This is a genomic window from Streptomyces sp. DF42 (assembly GCF_058267695.1).
Map to the genome: position 1 here is coordinate 4,246,079 of NZ_CM177859.1, position 13,030 is coordinate 4,259,108.

Annotated in this window: 13 protein-coding genes and 1 pseudogene; 7 read left to right on the forward strand and 7 right to left on the reverse strand. The window is 68.4% G+C overall.

Annotated elements, in window-relative coordinates:
* The first annotated feature begins 4 nt into the window (after nt 1-4).
* From ACYUED_RS19200 to ACYUED_RS19210, 3 genes and pseudogenes are all read left to right on the forward strand, one after another.
* Nucleotides 5-814 (forward strand): annotated as a pseudogene (locus ACYUED_RS19200) (helix-turn-helix domain-containing protein).
* Nucleotides 811-1,005 carry a DUF397 domain-containing protein gene (locus tag ACYUED_RS19205; protein WP_491293508.1) on the forward strand — a complete coding sequence of 65 codons (195 nt, stop codon included), beginning with the start codon at nt 811-813 and terminating at the stop codon, nt 1,003-1,005. Before ACYUED_RS19200 ends, ACYUED_RS19205 begins: the two are co-directional and overlap by 4 nt.
* A gap of 30 nt (nt 1,006-1,035) precedes the next feature.
* Nucleotides 1,036-2,028, forward strand: a complete 993-nt coding sequence (locus ACYUED_RS19210) for an aldo/keto reductase (RefSeq protein WP_491293509.1) — start codon at nt 1,036-1,038, stop codon at nt 2,026-2,028.
* Between the two features lie 202 nt (nt 2,029-2,230).
* On the opposite strand, the gene thpR is transcribed toward ACYUED_RS19210, so the two are convergent.
* A complete protein-coding gene (thpR, locus tag ACYUED_RS19215) occupies nt 2,231-2,803 on the reverse strand; it encodes an RNA 2',3'-cyclic phosphodiesterase (RefSeq protein WP_491293510.1) in 573 nt (190 codons plus the stop codon).
* 26 nt (nt 2,804-2,829) lie between these two features.
* On the opposite strand from thpR, the gene ACYUED_RS19220 reads away from it, so the two are divergent.
* Nucleotides 2,830-3,348 (forward strand): GNAT family N-acetyltransferase, encoded by a 519-nt coding sequence (locus tag ACYUED_RS19220; protein WP_491293511.1) that lies wholly within the window; start codon nt 2,830-2,832, stop codon nt 3,346-3,348.
* A 28-nt stretch (nt 3,349-3,376) separates the two neighbouring features.
* Here ACYUED_RS19220 and ACYUED_RS19225 read toward each other — a convergent pair whose 3' ends face one another.
* Both ACYUED_RS19225 and ACYUED_RS19230 read right to left on the reverse strand, forming a co-directional pair.
* The gene (locus ACYUED_RS19225) at nt 3,377-4,651 is read right to left on the reverse strand and encodes an MFS transporter (protein WP_491293512.1); all 1,275 of its coding nucleotides are present in this window, start codon (nt 4,649-4,651) and stop codon (nt 3,377-3,379) included.
* Nucleotides 4,652-4,754: 103 nt separating this feature from the next.
* Nucleotides 4,755-5,192, reverse strand: coding sequence for a MarR family winged helix-turn-helix transcriptional regulator (locus tag ACYUED_RS19230; protein WP_266583590.1), 438 nt, complete (start codon nt 5,190-5,192; stop codon nt 4,755-4,757).
* 152 nt (nt 5,193-5,344) lie between these two features.
* On the opposite strand from ACYUED_RS19230, the gene ACYUED_RS19235 reads away from it, so the two are divergent.
* Nucleotides 5,345-5,527 (forward strand): ribbon-helix-helix protein, CopG family, encoded by a 183-nt coding sequence (locus ACYUED_RS19235; RefSeq protein ID WP_491293513.1) that lies wholly within the window; start codon nt 5,345-5,347, stop codon nt 5,525-5,527.
* A gap of 42 nt (nt 5,528-5,569) precedes the next feature.
* Here ACYUED_RS19235 and ACYUED_RS19240 read toward each other — a convergent pair whose 3' ends face one another.
* Nucleotides 5,570-7,021, reverse strand: a complete 1,452-nt coding sequence (locus tag ACYUED_RS19240; protein WP_491293514.1) for an NCS2 family permease — start codon at nt 7,019-7,021, stop codon at nt 5,570-5,572.
* 112 nt (nt 7,022-7,133) lie between these two features.
* Here ACYUED_RS19240 and ACYUED_RS19245 point away from each other — a divergent pair, with 112 nt between their 5' ends.
* Both ACYUED_RS19245 and ACYUED_RS19250 read left to right on the forward strand, forming a co-directional pair.
* A complete protein-coding gene (locus tag ACYUED_RS19245) occupies nt 7,134-7,424 on the forward strand; it encodes a DUF2530 domain-containing protein (protein ID WP_491293515.1) in 291 nt (96 codons plus the stop codon).
* A gap of 110 nt (nt 7,425-7,534) precedes the next feature.
* Nucleotides 7,535-9,928 (forward strand): HAD-IC family P-type ATPase, encoded by a 2,394-nt coding sequence (locus tag ACYUED_RS19250; RefSeq protein ID WP_491293516.1) that lies wholly within the window; start codon nt 7,535-7,537, stop codon nt 9,926-9,928.
* 95 nt (nt 9,929-10,023) lie between these two features.
* On the opposite strand, the gene ACYUED_RS19255 is transcribed toward ACYUED_RS19250, so the two are convergent.
* From ACYUED_RS19255 to ACYUED_RS19265, 3 genes are all read right to left on the reverse strand, one after another.
* Nucleotides 10,024-10,896, reverse strand: a complete 873-nt coding sequence (locus tag ACYUED_RS19255; RefSeq protein WP_491293517.1) for a hypothetical protein — start codon at nt 10,894-10,896, stop codon at nt 10,024-10,026.
* 249 nt (nt 10,897-11,145) lie between these two features.
* Nucleotides 11,146-12,066 carry a hypothetical protein gene (locus ACYUED_RS19260; RefSeq protein ID WP_491293518.1) on the reverse strand — a complete coding sequence of 307 codons (921 nt, stop codon included), beginning with the start codon at nt 12,064-12,066 and terminating at the stop codon, nt 11,146-11,148.
* A 57-nt stretch (nt 12,067-12,123) separates the two neighbouring features.
* Nucleotides 12,124-12,903, reverse strand: a complete 780-nt coding sequence (locus ACYUED_RS19265) for a DUF5707 domain-containing protein (RefSeq protein ID WP_491293519.1) — start codon at nt 12,901-12,903, stop codon at nt 12,124-12,126.
* Nucleotides 12,904-13,030 lie beyond the last annotated feature (127 nt).

Genomic DNA, 13,030 nt, shown 5'->3' on the forward strand with positions numbered 1-13,030 from the left:
GGTTGTGCACTTCGGTGATCGTGGGTCGGAGTCGTTCGGTGCGCTGTTGCGGTTCTATCGCGAGCGGGCCGGGATGACCCAGGAGGGCCTCGGCAAACAAGTCGGCTACTCCAAGTCGCAGGTAGCAATGGTGGAGAGAGGGGAGCGGTCGCCCAAGGGCCAGCTGGTAGACGTCGCGGACGAGTCGCTCGGTGCACAAGGTGCACTGATGCTGCTGGCCAAGAAGGAGTTCGGGAAGAGCGGGCTACGGCCCTGGACCGAGGACTACTTGGCGGAGGAGCGGAAAGCCGCTGCTCTGCACGTGTACCAGACCAACTTGATCCCCGGTTCGCTTCAGACCGAGGGGTACGCGCGGGCTGTCTTCACGTCCAACCGCTGCCCGATCCTGGACGACGAGGAGATCGAACAGCGGGTGCATGCCCGACTGAAGCGCCAAGAACTCTTCACCCGCAGGCCCGCACCGACCCTCAGTTACGTACTCGAAGAAAGTGTCCTCACCCGGCCGTTGGGCGGCTGAGCCACGCTCAAGGAGCAGCTGCACCACGTTCTCGCGATCGGCGAGCTCCGTCACGTCGAGGTCCAGGTCATGCCCCACGGTCGGGAGCACCACGCCGGGCTCGCCGGCCGCATGAGCCTTCTGGAGAACGCTGATCGACAGCAGCTCGCCTATGTCGAAGGCCATCGAGGCGGGTACTTCGTAAGCGAACAGCCCGACGTGGGAGACCTGTTCGGCAAATATGGCATTCTGCGAGCACAGGCCCTCACCCCCGAGGAATCCGCGACGCTGATCGAGAAGGTGGCACGGGAGCTATGAGCACGGACTTCCGCTGGTTCAAGAGCAGCTACAGCGACGGCGAGGGCGAGTGCCTGGAAGTCGCCCTCACCCCCACCACCATCCACATCCGCGACTCCAAGACCCCCCCGACCACAGCCCCCACCCTCCACCTGACCCCCACCACCTGGTCGGCGTTCCTTGCGTCGCTCTCCCGCAACCCGCTTGCTTAGAGGGCACTCCAAGTCGTTGGCTAGGGAGTCATGGAGTACACGCAGCTCGGACGCACGGGACTCAAGGTCAGCCGACTGGTCCTCGGCACGATGAACTTCGGACCGCAGACGAACGAGGCGGACAGCCACGCGATCATGGACGCGGCGCTGGACGCGGGGATCAACTACTTCGACACCGCCAACGTGTACGGCTGGGGCGAGAACAAGGGCCGTACCGAGGAGATCGTCGGCACCTGGTTCGCCAAGAGCGCGGCCCACCGCGACAAGGTCGTCCTCGCCACCAAGGTCTACGGCAACATGGCCGCCGACGGCGACGCCTGGCCCAACCACGACAAGCTCTCCGCGCTGAACATCCGGCGCGCGGTCGACGCCAGCCTCAAGCGGCTGCAGACCGACTACATCGACGTCTACCAGTTCCACCACATCGACCGCAGCACTCCCTTCGAGGAGATCTGGCAGGCGATCGACGTGCTGGTCCAGCAGGGCAAGATCCTTTACGTCGGGTCCTCCAACTTCCCCGGCTACAAGATCGCCCAGGCCAACGAGATCGCGGCGAAGCGCGCCGGCACCATCGGCCTCGTCAGCGAGCAGTGCCTCTACAACCTCGCCGAGCGCCGCGCCGAGATGGAGGTCATTCCGGCCGCGCAGGAGTACGGGCTCGGGGTCATCCCCTGGTCGCCGCTGCACGGCGGGCTGCTGGGCGGCGTCATCAAGAAGGAGGTCGAGGGCGGGCGCAGGGCGAGCGGCCGGGCCGCCGACACCCTCGCCAACCCCACCGAGCGCGCGCGGATCCAGGCCTACGAGGACCTGCTGGAGAAGCACGGCGTGGAGCCCGGCGAGGCCGCCCTGGCCTGGCTGCTCACGCGGCCCGGCGTGACCGGCCCGATCGTCGGCCCGCGCACCGCCGAGCAGCTGGAGTCGGCAGTGCGCGCGGTCGGGCTGGGGCTCGGCGAGGAACTGCTGTCCGGCCTCGACGAGATCTTCCCGGGCCCGGGGCCCTCTCCGGAGGCCTTCGCCTGGTAGCGCCCCTCAGGTGCGCGGGGCGGAGCCGACGTGCGGCTCCGCCCCGCGGGCGCGACCAGCCGCGCTCGGTCCGCAGCCGAGGAACGGCCGCGGTTCCGTCCCCCGCTACCTGACGGCCGCCGCGACGATGACCACCACGAGCATGAGAACGAGCGCACCGGCCATGATCCGGTTCCGGGTTTTCGGGTCCACGTGGTCGAGCCTAACCGGCCCCGCCGAGCGCCCACCGGGCGACCGCCTCATAGCGGGGCTGTTCCCCGGGTACCCCGGACTTCGGCAGATTGCTGCGCACCAGTGCCAGCTCGCCCACCGTCCAGGTACGGCTCGTGAACCCCTCCAGGGCCTCCAGGTACGGCCGTGCGTCCACCGCGTCCCTGCTGCGGGCCACCGTCAGATGGGCCTTGTACCGCCGGTGCTCCCCCATCGGCAGGCCCGCCTTCCGCGCCGCCGCCTCCGCCCGGTCGGCGAGCAGCCGCAGCGTCTGCACCTCGCCCTCGGCGCCGGCCCACAGCGCCCGCCCGTGCCCGAACTGCCCGCCGCCCCGCACCGCCAGCGCGAAGGGATCGGTACGCCGGGCCGCCCGCTCCAGCCGGGCCGACAGGTCCGGTACGACATCGTCGTCGACCTCCCCGTAGAACGCGAGCGTGAAATGCCACCCCGGCCGCCCGGTCCAGCGCAGCGCCTCCGCGCCGGGCAGTCTCCTCAACTCGGCTACCTTCGCGGCGAGTTCGGCGGCGACGTCGTCCGGGGGAAGCACGGCGGCGAAGAGTCTCATGCGCACCACCCTGCCACCATGGGCGCATGGAGATCAGCATCAGAGAAGGCCGACCCGACGACGTCCCGGCGATACTCGGCATGCTCGACAGCTGTGTGGAGTGGCTGGTGGCCGAGGGCCGCACCGGCCAGTGGGGGACCAAGCCCCTGTCGGAGCACCGGAAGACGGTGGACTCGGTCGTGCGGTACGTGGAGGAGGGCACCACGTACATCGCCGAGGCGGACGGCGTGCCGGCGGCCACCCTGACCGTCACCGGCGCACCCGGCGCCTACCTGTCCCACCTGCCGCCGCCCGGTGAACCCGAGCGCTACATCCACTGGCTGGCCTCCGACCGCCGGTTCAAGGGCCACGGCGTGGGCAGCGCCCTGCTGGCGCACGCCGCCGAGGAGACCAGGCGCGCCGGCGTTCTCCTGCTGCGGGTCGACTGCTACGCCGGCGGCGACGGCAGGCTCGTCCGCTACTACGAGGACAACGGGTTCCTGCGCACCGAGACCTACACCGCCTCGAACGAGTGGCCGGGACAGGTGCTGGCCCGGAGGCTGTAGTCCGCAGCCTCCGGGCCCGTGACCGTTCTCACGCCGCCGCGGCCAGCTCCTCCTGCCGCTCCCGCGGCACGAACCGGACGTGCGGGTGGCCGTGGTTCCAGCCGACCGACAGACGCAGGCCGCCGACGCGGGCCAGGACGAGGCCGATGACGATCGCCGCACCCGCGGCGATCGCACCGCCGACGGCCATGCCCGCCCGGACGCCGTAAGCATCCGTGATCCATCCGGCGATGGGCGCGCCGATGGGTGTGCCGCCCATGAACACCATCATGTACAGGGCCAGTACGCGGCCGCGCATGGCCGGGTCGGTGGCCATCTGGACGCTGGTGTTGGCGGTGACGTTGACCGTCATGCCGAACATGCCGATCGGGACCATCAGCAGGGCGAACAGCCACAGCGAGGGGGCGGCCGCGGCCACCAGCTCCAGGGCACCGAAGGCCACGGCCGCCGCGATCATCACCCGCATCCTGGCCGTACCGCGGCGGGCCGCGAGCAGCGCACCGGCCAGCGAGCCGACCGCCATCAGTGTGTTGAAGAGGCTGTAGGAGCCGGCTCCGGCATGGAAGGCGTCGTCGGCGAAGGCGGACAGGTAGACCGGGAAGTTGAAGCCGAAGGTGCCGATGAACCCGACCAGGGCGATGGTCCAGATCAGTTCGGGGCGCCCGGCGACGTACTGGAGCCCCTCCCTCAGCTGGCCCTTCCCGCGCGGCGCCCGCTCGACGACATGCAGCTCACGCGCACGCATCAGCAGCAGGCCCACCATGGGGGCGACGAAGGACAGGCCGTTGAAGAGGAAGGCGTAGCCGGTACCGACGCCGGTGATCATGAGGCCGGCGACCGCCGGGCCGATCAGGCGGGCGGACTGGAAGTTCGCCGAGTTCAGGCTGACCGCGTTCTGCAGTTGCTCCGGGCCGACCATCTCGCTGACGAAGGACTGCCGGGCCGGGTTGTCCACGACCGTGGCGAGGCCGACGGCGAAGGCGGCGAGGTAGACGTGCCAGACCTGGACGTGGCCGGAGAGTGTGAGGACGGCGAGCGCGATGCCGGCGATGCCCATCGCGGACTGGGTGAACAGCAGTGTGCGGCGCTTGGGCAGGCGGTCTACGAGGACACCGCCGTAGAGGCCGAAGAGGAGCATCGGCAGGAACTGCAGTGCCGTCGTGACACCGACGGCGGTCGCGGAGCCGGTGAGGCTGAGGACCAGCCAGTCCTGGGCGATGCGCTGCATCCAGGTGCCGATGTTGGAGACGACCTGGCCGGCGAAGAAAAGGCGGTAGTTCCTGACACGCAGGGAGCTGAACATCGAGGATCTGTGCGTAACAGGGGTAGTAGGTGCTGGTGCGGGGGCGGAGTCTGCTCCGGATCCCGAACTCAAAAGGGTTCGCCTCCTTGTCTGGGGGTGCGGCTTACAGGTGTGCGAGCTTCTCCAGCACGGGGGCGGCGGCGCGCAGTTTCGCCCACTCGTCCTCGTCCAGGCCCTCCACCAGATCGGCCAGGAACGCGTTGCGCTTGGCGCGGCTCTCCTTGAGCATCGCCTCGGCCTGCTCGGTCTTGGTGACGACCTTCTGGCGCCGGTCCTCGGGGTGCGGCTCCATCCGGACCAGCCCCTTGGCCTCCAGCAGCGCGACGATGCGGGTCATCGACGGCGGCTGCACGTGCTCCTTGCGGGCGAGCTCGCCCGGCGTGGCACTGCCGCAGTTGGACAGGGTGCCCAGCACCGACATCTCGGTGGGGCTGAGCGACTCGTCGACCCGCTGGTGCTTGAGCCGACGCGACAGCCGCATGACAGCTGATCGAAGGGAGTTCACGGCGGCAGCATCGTCGCCATGGGTGAGGTCCGACATGTCTTTAGCGTAACTCATTACCCTGGCTAAACAAGCTGGCGCGCGCACGGATTCCCGTGACTCCGGCCACTGAAACCGGATCTTCACCCGTACGAGTGAGTCCAGTGCGGAAAGTGAACATCGCTCGAAGCCCGCCAGCGACCCTCGTGTGCATGGGGACCAGCGTGCTCAGCCTGCGGATGGACGGGGAGCTGCTCGAACGGCTCCGGGACCGTGCCGCGAAAAGGGGAATGAGCGTCCAGGACTACGTGGTCCGGACGCTCATTCGAGACGACTTCGACGAGCGCTTCCAGGCGGCCGTCGACGAGACGGAGAAGTTCTACGGGGTCACGTGAGCCCGCGCATCGTGAACCCGGGCATCACGTCAGGCCCGGGCATCACGTCAGACCCAGGGCCGGCATCAGGTAGTAGAAGGCGAAGACCGCCGAGACGACGTACATCGCGACCGGGATCTCCCTGCCCCGCCCGGCGGCCAGACGCAGCACGACGAAGGTGATGAAGCCCATGCCGATGCCGTTGGTGATCGAGTAGGTGAACGGCATCATCACCATCGTCACGAAGGCCGGGATGGCGATGGTGTAGTCGGCCCAGTCGATCTCCTTGACCGAGCCGGCCAGGATCAGGAAGCCCACCGCGAGCAGGGCCGGGGTGGCCGCCTGGGACGGGACCATCGTGGCGACCGGAGTGAGGAACAGCGCGATGGCGAACAGTCCGCCGGTGACGACGTTCGCGAAGCCCGTACGGGCCCCCTCTCCGACGCCCGCCGTGGACTCCACGAACGCGGTGGTGGCCGAGGAGGAGCTGGCGCCGCCGGCCGCGACCGCGAGACCGTCGACGAACAGGACCTTGTTGATGCCCGGCATATAGCCCTGGGCGTCGGTCAGTTTGGCCTCGTCGCTGACACCCATGATCGTGCCCATCGCGTCGAAGAAGCACGACAGCAGCACCGTGAAGACCAAGAGGATGCCGGTCAGCACGCCGACATGGGAGAAGCCACCGAACAGGCTGACCTTCCCGATCAGGCCGAAGTCCGGGCCGGCGACGGGGTTGCCGGGCCACTTGGGCGTCGTCAGGCCCCAGGTCGGGATCTTCGCGACGGAGTCGATGACCACCGCGAGGACCGTCATCGTGACGATCGAGATCAGGATCGCGCCGGGAACCTTGCGGACGATGAGCGCGAGGGTGAGCAGCACGCCCAGGATGAAGACCAGGACCGGCCAGCCGTTGAGGTGTCCGTCACCGCCGAGCTGGAGCGGCACGGTGGTCTGCGCGACGTCCGGGATACGGGAGACGAAGCCGGAGTCGACGAGCCCGATCAGCATGATGAACAGACCGATGCCGATGGAGATCGCCTTGCGCAGGCTGTAGGGCACGGCGTTCATCACGCGCTCGCGCAGTCCGGTGGCGACCAGCAGCATCACGACGAAGCCCGCCAGGACGACCATGCCCATCGCGTCCGGCCAGGACATCCGCGGCGCCAGCTGGAGCGCGACGACCGAGTTCACGCCCAGGCCGGCGGCCAGCGCGATCGGCACGTTGCCGACGACACCCATGAGCAGCGTGGTGAACGCCGCCGTCAACGCCGTCGCCGTGACCAGCTGCCCGTTGTCCAGATGGTGCCCGTACATGTCCTTCGCGCTGCCCAGGATGATCGGGTTCAGCACGATGATGTACGCCATCGCGAAGAAGGTGGCGAAGCCGCCGCGGATCTCGCGCGGCAGGGTGCTGCCGCGCTCGGAGATCTTGAAGTAGCGGTCGAGTGCGCCGGACGCGGGCGCGTCCCCCGGCTGTTCGGGGGCGGGGACCTTGGCGGGGGCCGAGGTGGACATTGGATGTTCCTACGAGCAGAAGTGGACGGATGGAAACGGTTTCAGTATGAATATATGAACCGATCGGCGCTATCTCCGCGCGTAGACCTGATCGCCTCGTAAGCTGTCCCCCATGGCGAAGTGGACACCCCAGCACGAGGCACCGGAGCCCCTTGAGGGCCCCGTCGTCGCCACCATCACCGGCGGCACGATCCTCTGGTTCGTCCTCTTCCTGGTGCAGCTCCCCTTCTACGGCTGGTTCGACGACCGCGGACACGCCTGGTGGGTGTGGACCTGCCTGGCCGGAGGCGTGCTCGGGCTGTACGGCGTCTGGTTCGTCAGGAAGCGGGACGCGGCGATCAAGCAGGCGGCGGCACAGGCACCGGGGTCGGAGCCGGCGTCGGAGTCCGAGTCGGCCGAATAGGCCGTACCGCCACCGGCCGTCCTACCACCGCACGAGTTCGCTCCTCCCCAGGTCGGATCTTCCGGTCACTCGGCGGGTGAAGCCGCAAATCCGCACGTACCGTCGAATGCATGACGCACATCGACGCCGGCGCCGAGCTCGACCCTGTGCACCCCGTCCCCTTCCCTACGCCGGCGCCGGGCCTCACCGCGGCCGAGGTCGCCGAGCGGGTGGCGCGCGGGCAGGTCAACGACGTTCCGGTGCGCAGCAGCCGGTCGATGGGCGAGATCGTCCGGGCGAACGTGTTCACCCGGTTCAACGCGATCATCGGCGCGCTCTGGCTGATCACGCTGTTCGTGGCGCCGATCCAGGACAGCCTCTTCGGCTTCGTGATCCTCGCCAACACGGGCATCGGCATCGTCCAGGAGTGGCGGGCGAAGACGACCCTGGACTCGCTCGCCGTGATCGGGGAGGCGCGGCCGACGGTACGGCGCGACGGCACCGCCGCCGAAGTGAGCACGTCGGAGATCGTGTTGGACGACCTGATGGAGATCGGGCCCGGGGACAAGGCCGTGGTCGACGGGGTGTGCGTCGAGGCCGACGGGCTGGAGATCGACGAGTCGCTGCTCACCGGCGAGGCCGACCCGGTGGTCAAGAAGCCCGGGGACCAGATCATGTCGGGCAGCTTCGTCGTCGCCGGCGGGGGCGCCTTCAAGGCCACCAAGGTGGGCCGCGAGGCCTACGCCGCCCAGCTCGCCGAGGAGGCCTCCCGCTTCACCCTCGTCCACTCCGAACTGCGTACCGGCATCTCGACCATCCTCAAGTACGTGATGTGGATGATGATCCCGACCGCGATCGGCCTGGTCATCAGCCAACTGATCGTCAAGCAGCACGGCTTCAAGGACTCGGTCGCGCGGACCGTCGGCGGGATCGTGCCCATGGTCCCGGAGGGGCTGGTGCTCCTCACCTCGGTCGCCTTCGCGATAGGTGTCATCCGACTTGGCCGGAAACAGTGCCTCGTGCAGGAACTCCCCGCCATCGAGGGCCTCGCCCGCATCGACACCGTCTGCCTCGACAAGACCGGCACCCTCACCGAGGGCGGCATGGACGTCACCGAGGTCAGGCCGCTGCAGGGCGCCGACGAGACATACGTGCGCAAGGTGCTGGGCGCCCTCGGCGCGTCCGACCCGCGCCCGAACGCCTCCCTCCAGGCGATCATCGACGCCTACCCGGACGTCGAGGACTGGCGCTGCACCGAGTCCCTCCCCTTCTCCTCCGCCCGCAAGTACAGCGGCGCCCGCTTCAGCGAGGGCAACGGCGAGTCCGGTACGTGGCTGCTGGGGGCGCCCGACGTGCTGCTGGGCGCCGACGACCCTGCGCTCGCGGAGACCGAGCGGCTCAACGAGCAGGGCCTGCGCGTCCTGCTGCTCGCCCGCGCGCGCCATGACCTCGACGACCCGAAGCCGGCGCGGGGCGCCCGGCCCACCGCGCTCGTCGTACTCGAACAGCGGCTGCGGCCCGACGCGGCCGACACCCTGCGCTACTTCGCCGACCAGGACGTCCGCGCCAAGGTCATCTCCGGCGACAACGCCGTGTCGGTGGGCGCGGTGGCAGGAAAACTGGGCCTCAGCGGAACGACCGTCGACGCCCGTCGCCTGCCCGCCGAGCAGGACGGCATGGCGCGGGCCCTCGACGAGGGCACGGTGTTCGGACGGGTCACCCCGCAGCAGAAGCGGGACATGGTGGGCGCGCTGCAGTCCCGCGGGCACACGGTCGCGATGACCGGCGACGGCGTGAACGACGTACTGGCCCTCAAGGACGCCGACATCGGCGTGTCCATGGGCTCGGGCTCGGAGGCCACGCGCGCCGTCGCGCAGATCGTGCTGCTCAACAACAGCTTCGCCACGCTGCCCTCGGTGGTCGCCGAGGGCCGCCGGGTCATCGGCAACATCACGCGAGTCGCCACGCTCTTCCTGGTCAAGACGGTCTACTCGGTGCTGCTGGCCGTCCTGGTGGCGTGCTGGCAGGTGGAATACCCGTTCCTGCCCCGCCACCTGACGCTGCTGTCCACCCTGACCATCGGCATCCCGGCCTTCTTCCTCGCCCTGGCCCCCAACAAGGAACGCGCACGGCCGCACTTCGTACGACGGGTCATGCGGTACTCGGTCCCGGGCGGGGTGGTGGCCGGGACGGCGACCTTCGTGACGTATCTGATCGCCCGTCACTACTACGTCGGCAAAGGCTCGTTGGACGCGGAGACCAGTGCGGCGACCCTCACGCTGTTCCTGATCTCCATGTGGATCCTGGCGATCGTCGCCCGGCCCTACACCTGGTGGCGGATCGCCCTGGTGGCCTCGATGGGTGTGGCGTTCCTGTTCGTCCTGATCGTGCCGTGGCTCCAGCACTTCTTCGCGCTGAAACTGGTCGGCGTGACGATGCCGTGGGTTGCGGTCGGCATCGCGGCGGTGGCGGCGGTCGCCCTGGAACTGCTCTGGAAATGGGTCGACCGCCGCGTTCCCGCTTAGCGCTTGGCCTTGGCCGGGGGCGCAATGTTCAGTTTCGGCTGCGGACCGGTTGTGGCTGGTCGCGCCGTTCCCCGCGCCCCTGACGGGGCGCGGCGTCAGCGTACGTCTACGTAGTCGCCCGTGGCGTTGACCGCCGGGGTCGTCGAGGTGCCCGCGAAGGAGTAGCGGAAGTAGCCGTCGACCGTCGCCGGCGTCGTCGTCTTCAGGTCGCCCGTCGAGTTCGAACTGATCGTCTTCAGCGTGGTGTAGGTGCTGGAGCTCTTTTTGCGGAACTGCAGCTTCACCGGCTGGCTGGTGTAGCCGTGGTACTTGTTGTCCTCCCAGTTGGCACGGGAGAGCTTGCCGGTGACCGTGACGGTCTTGCCCTTCTTGACCGGCTCCGGCGCGGCGTTGACCGTCAGCTTGGAGGCGCGCTGGACGAGCGTGGAGCCGAGGCCGCCCTGCAGGGAGTAGTCGTTGGTGCTGTACTGCAGCGCGAGCGCGCCGGCCGACCACTTGCCGGCCTCGGAGTTGAGCAGGTCACCGTCTTCCGGGCTGATGTCGATCTTGCCGGTGCAGTCGGCGGTGGTGGTCGAGGTGACCGTGCAGGTGGCGGGGAGCCGGCCGCCGAGCAGGTTGGTGTTCGGGTCGGTGATCGAGCCGCGGTAGATGACCGGGCCGCTGTCGAAGTCGTCCGACGTGACGTCGTAGTTCGCACCGTGGGTCAGCTTGTAGCTGACCGTGGTGGAGTAGTGGCCGGTGGCGCCGACCCGGATCGCCGACGCGATCTTCAGGCCGGAGAAGGTGACGCCCAGGTCCGCGGCGGCGTCGGCGCTGCTGAACGCGGTCTTGCCGGAGTGCGCGGCGAGTACCTTCGCGGCCTCCGCGCGGTACGACGGGGCGGAGCCGGTGGCGTGCGCGGCAGGCACGATGAAGGCGGAAAGGGCCAGGGCGCCGGAGACGGCAGCCACGGTGGCGCGTATGCGCATGTGTTCCCCAAGTGGAGAAAGTGATCGTGGAGTCTGTTGACTCACGGGATCAGATCCGTGGCGGATGTGGCGGGTTGTACGGCTGAGGCGGATTTTTGTTCGGGGATGGCAAAGACCTTGCGAGTTACAGAGAAACGGCCGCTCCCGGGGTCCCCTTCCGGAAGCGGCCATAACTCACTGCTGCTTACTGCTTGCTGCTTACTGCTTGCTGCTTACTGCTTGCTGCTTGCTGCTTGCTGCTTGCTGCGCCTACTGCACGTCGACGAAGTCACCCGCGGCGCTGACGGCCGGGGTCGTCGTGGTGCCCGCGAAGGAGTAGCGGAAGTAGCCGTCGACGGTCGCCGGCGTCGTCGTCTTCAGCTCACCCGTCGAGTTCGACTTGATGGTCTTCAGCGTGGTGTAGGTGCTGGAGCTCTTCTTGCGGAACTGCAGCTTCACCGGCTGGCTGGTGTAGCCGTGGTACTTGTTGTCGTCCCAGTTGGCGCGGGAGAGCTTGCCGGTGACCGTGACGGTCTTGCCCTTCTTCACGGGCTCCGGCGCGGCGTTGACCGTCAGCTTGGAGTAGCGCTGCAGGTTGAAGGCCGCGACCTTGTCCGTGACGGCGACACCGACGTTGTCCAGGTTCGGGTTCTCCTGGTCCTCGCCGTTGAAGGCGACGGCGAAGCCGGCGGCCTTCCAGGCACCGGCGTCCTCGTTCAGCAGATCCGCCGGGTCGATCTCGACCGTGGCGGTGCAGGAGGCGGCGGTCGTGGAGGAGTCGCTGCAGGTGGCGACGTTGCTGTCGAACCACCAGATCTCGTCCTCGAACGTGGCACCCCGGTACAGCTCGATTCCGGCGACGAAGTCGGCGGCGTGGATGTTGACGTCCTCGCCGTGGTTCAGGGTGAAGGACACCGGCACCTTCACCACGTTGGTGGTGCCGACGGGGATGCTCTTGCCCTTGTTGACCTTCACGTTCGAGAAGGAGGCGTCCAGGGCGTACGGGGTGCCCTCGGCGTCGGCGGTGCTGCTGAACGCGGCCTTGCCGGTGGAGGCGGAGTGCGCGGCCTTGTTGGCCGGGGCGACACCCGCGGGGGCCTTCGGACCGTCGGCGGCCAGAGCGGCCGGCGCGACGAAGGCGGAGAGGACCAGGGCACCGGACACGGCGGCCACGGTGGCGCGAATACGCATGTACTTCCTCAAATTGGCGGAAAGAGAAAGGGAGTGGGCGGGGAGGGCTCGCCGTGGCTAGCGCACGTCGACGTAGTCGCCCCCGGCGCTGACCGCCGGAGTCGTCGAGGTGCCCGCGAAGGAGTAGCGGAAGTAGCCGTCGGCCGTCGCCTTGGTCGTCGTCCTCAGGTTGCCCGCGGAGTCCGTGGTGACGGTCTTCAGCGTGGTGTACGTGCTGGAGCCCGCCTTGCGGAACTGCAGCTTCACCGGCTGGCCCGCGTAGCCCGAGTACGTGGCGCTGTCCCAGTTGGCGCGGGTCAGCTTGCCGGTGACCGTGAGGGTCTTGCCCTTCTTGACCGGCTCCGGCGCGGCGTTGGCCGTCAGCTTCGACAGGCGCTCGACCTTGAAGGTCTTGACGTTGTCCTTCTGGACGAAGTCGGCGTCCTTGCCGGAGGCGATGCCCCAGACCTTCCAGGTACCGGCGACCGCGTTGATGGTGTTGTAACCCGGCTTGAAGTCGAACGTCGCCTTGCAGTTCGACGTGGTCGCGCTCACCGCGGAGCAGCTGGCGTAGTGGTCGCTGCTGTTGGCGACGGCGCCGCTGTCGGAGTGGTCGAAGTCCGAGCCGTGCCACAGGATGGCCATGGCCGACTTGACGCCCGAGTTGTCCTTGACGGTGAAGGTGACCGTGATCGTCTTCTTCGCGGTCGCCGAGACGACGACCGGCTTGCCGCCGTTCACCACGACGTTCGAGATCGTGGTGTCGCCGTGCACTTCGTCGGCCTGGGCGGCCGGAATGGCGAGAGCGGTAAGGGCCACGGCGCCGGTCACAACGCCGAGGGTGGCACGCATGCGCATGTGTTCCCCACGTGGAGAAAGGGGCCCCGTCGCCCATCGTTGCGTACGGGGCCCAAGTGATCATGGAGCCTGTTGGCTCAGGTGATCAGATTCGTGACGCGGGTGAATGGTATACGACTGGTGAAAG

Excerpts from the sequence above, each read along its gene's own strand:
- ACYUED_RS19205 (WP_491293508.1), top strand. The coding sequence starts at position 811 with ATGAGCACGGACTTCCGCTGGTTCAAGAGCAGCTACAGCGACGGCGAG.
- ACYUED_RS19210 (WP_491293509.1), top strand. The coding sequence starts at position 1,036 with ATGGAGTACACGCAGCTCGGACGCACGGGACTCAAGGTCAGCCGACTG.
- thpR (WP_491293510.1), bottom strand. The coding sequence starts at position 2,803 with ATGAGACTCTTCGCCGCCGTGCTTCCCCCGGACGACGTCGCCGCCGAA.
- ACYUED_RS19220 (WP_491293511.1), top strand. The coding sequence starts at position 2,830 with ATGGAGATCAGCATCAGAGAAGGCCGACCCGACGACGTCCCGGCGATA.
- ACYUED_RS19225 (WP_491293512.1), bottom strand. The coding sequence starts at position 4,651 with ATGTTCAGCTCCCTGCGTGTCAGGAACTACCGCCTTTTCTTCGCCGGC.
- ACYUED_RS19230 (WP_266583590.1), bottom strand. The coding sequence starts at position 5,192 with ATGTCGGACCTCACCCATGGCGACGATGCTGCCGCCGTGAACTCCCTT.
- ACYUED_RS19235 (WP_491293513.1), top strand. The coding sequence starts at position 5,345 with ATGGGGACCAGCGTGCTCAGCCTGCGGATGGACGGGGAGCTGCTCGAA.
- ACYUED_RS19240 (WP_491293514.1), bottom strand. The coding sequence starts at position 7,021 with ATGTCCACCTCGGCCCCCGCCAAGGTCCCCGCCCCCGAACAGCCGGGG.
- ACYUED_RS19245 (WP_491293515.1), top strand. The coding sequence starts at position 7,134 with ATGGCGAAGTGGACACCCCAGCACGAGGCACCGGAGCCCCTTGAGGGC.
- ACYUED_RS19250 (WP_491293516.1), top strand. The coding sequence starts at position 7,535 with ATGACGCACATCGACGCCGGCGCCGAGCTCGACCCTGTGCACCCCGTC.
- ACYUED_RS19255 (WP_491293517.1), bottom strand. The coding sequence starts at position 10,896 with ATGCGCATACGCGCCACCGTGGCTGCCGTCTCCGGCGCCCTGGCCCTT.
- ACYUED_RS19260 (WP_491293518.1), bottom strand. The coding sequence starts at position 12,066 with ATGCGTATTCGCGCCACCGTGGCCGCCGTGTCCGGTGCCCTGGTCCTC.
- ACYUED_RS19265 (WP_491293519.1), bottom strand. The coding sequence starts at position 12,903 with ATGCGCATGCGTGCCACCCTCGGCGTTGTGACCGGCGCCGTGGCCCTT.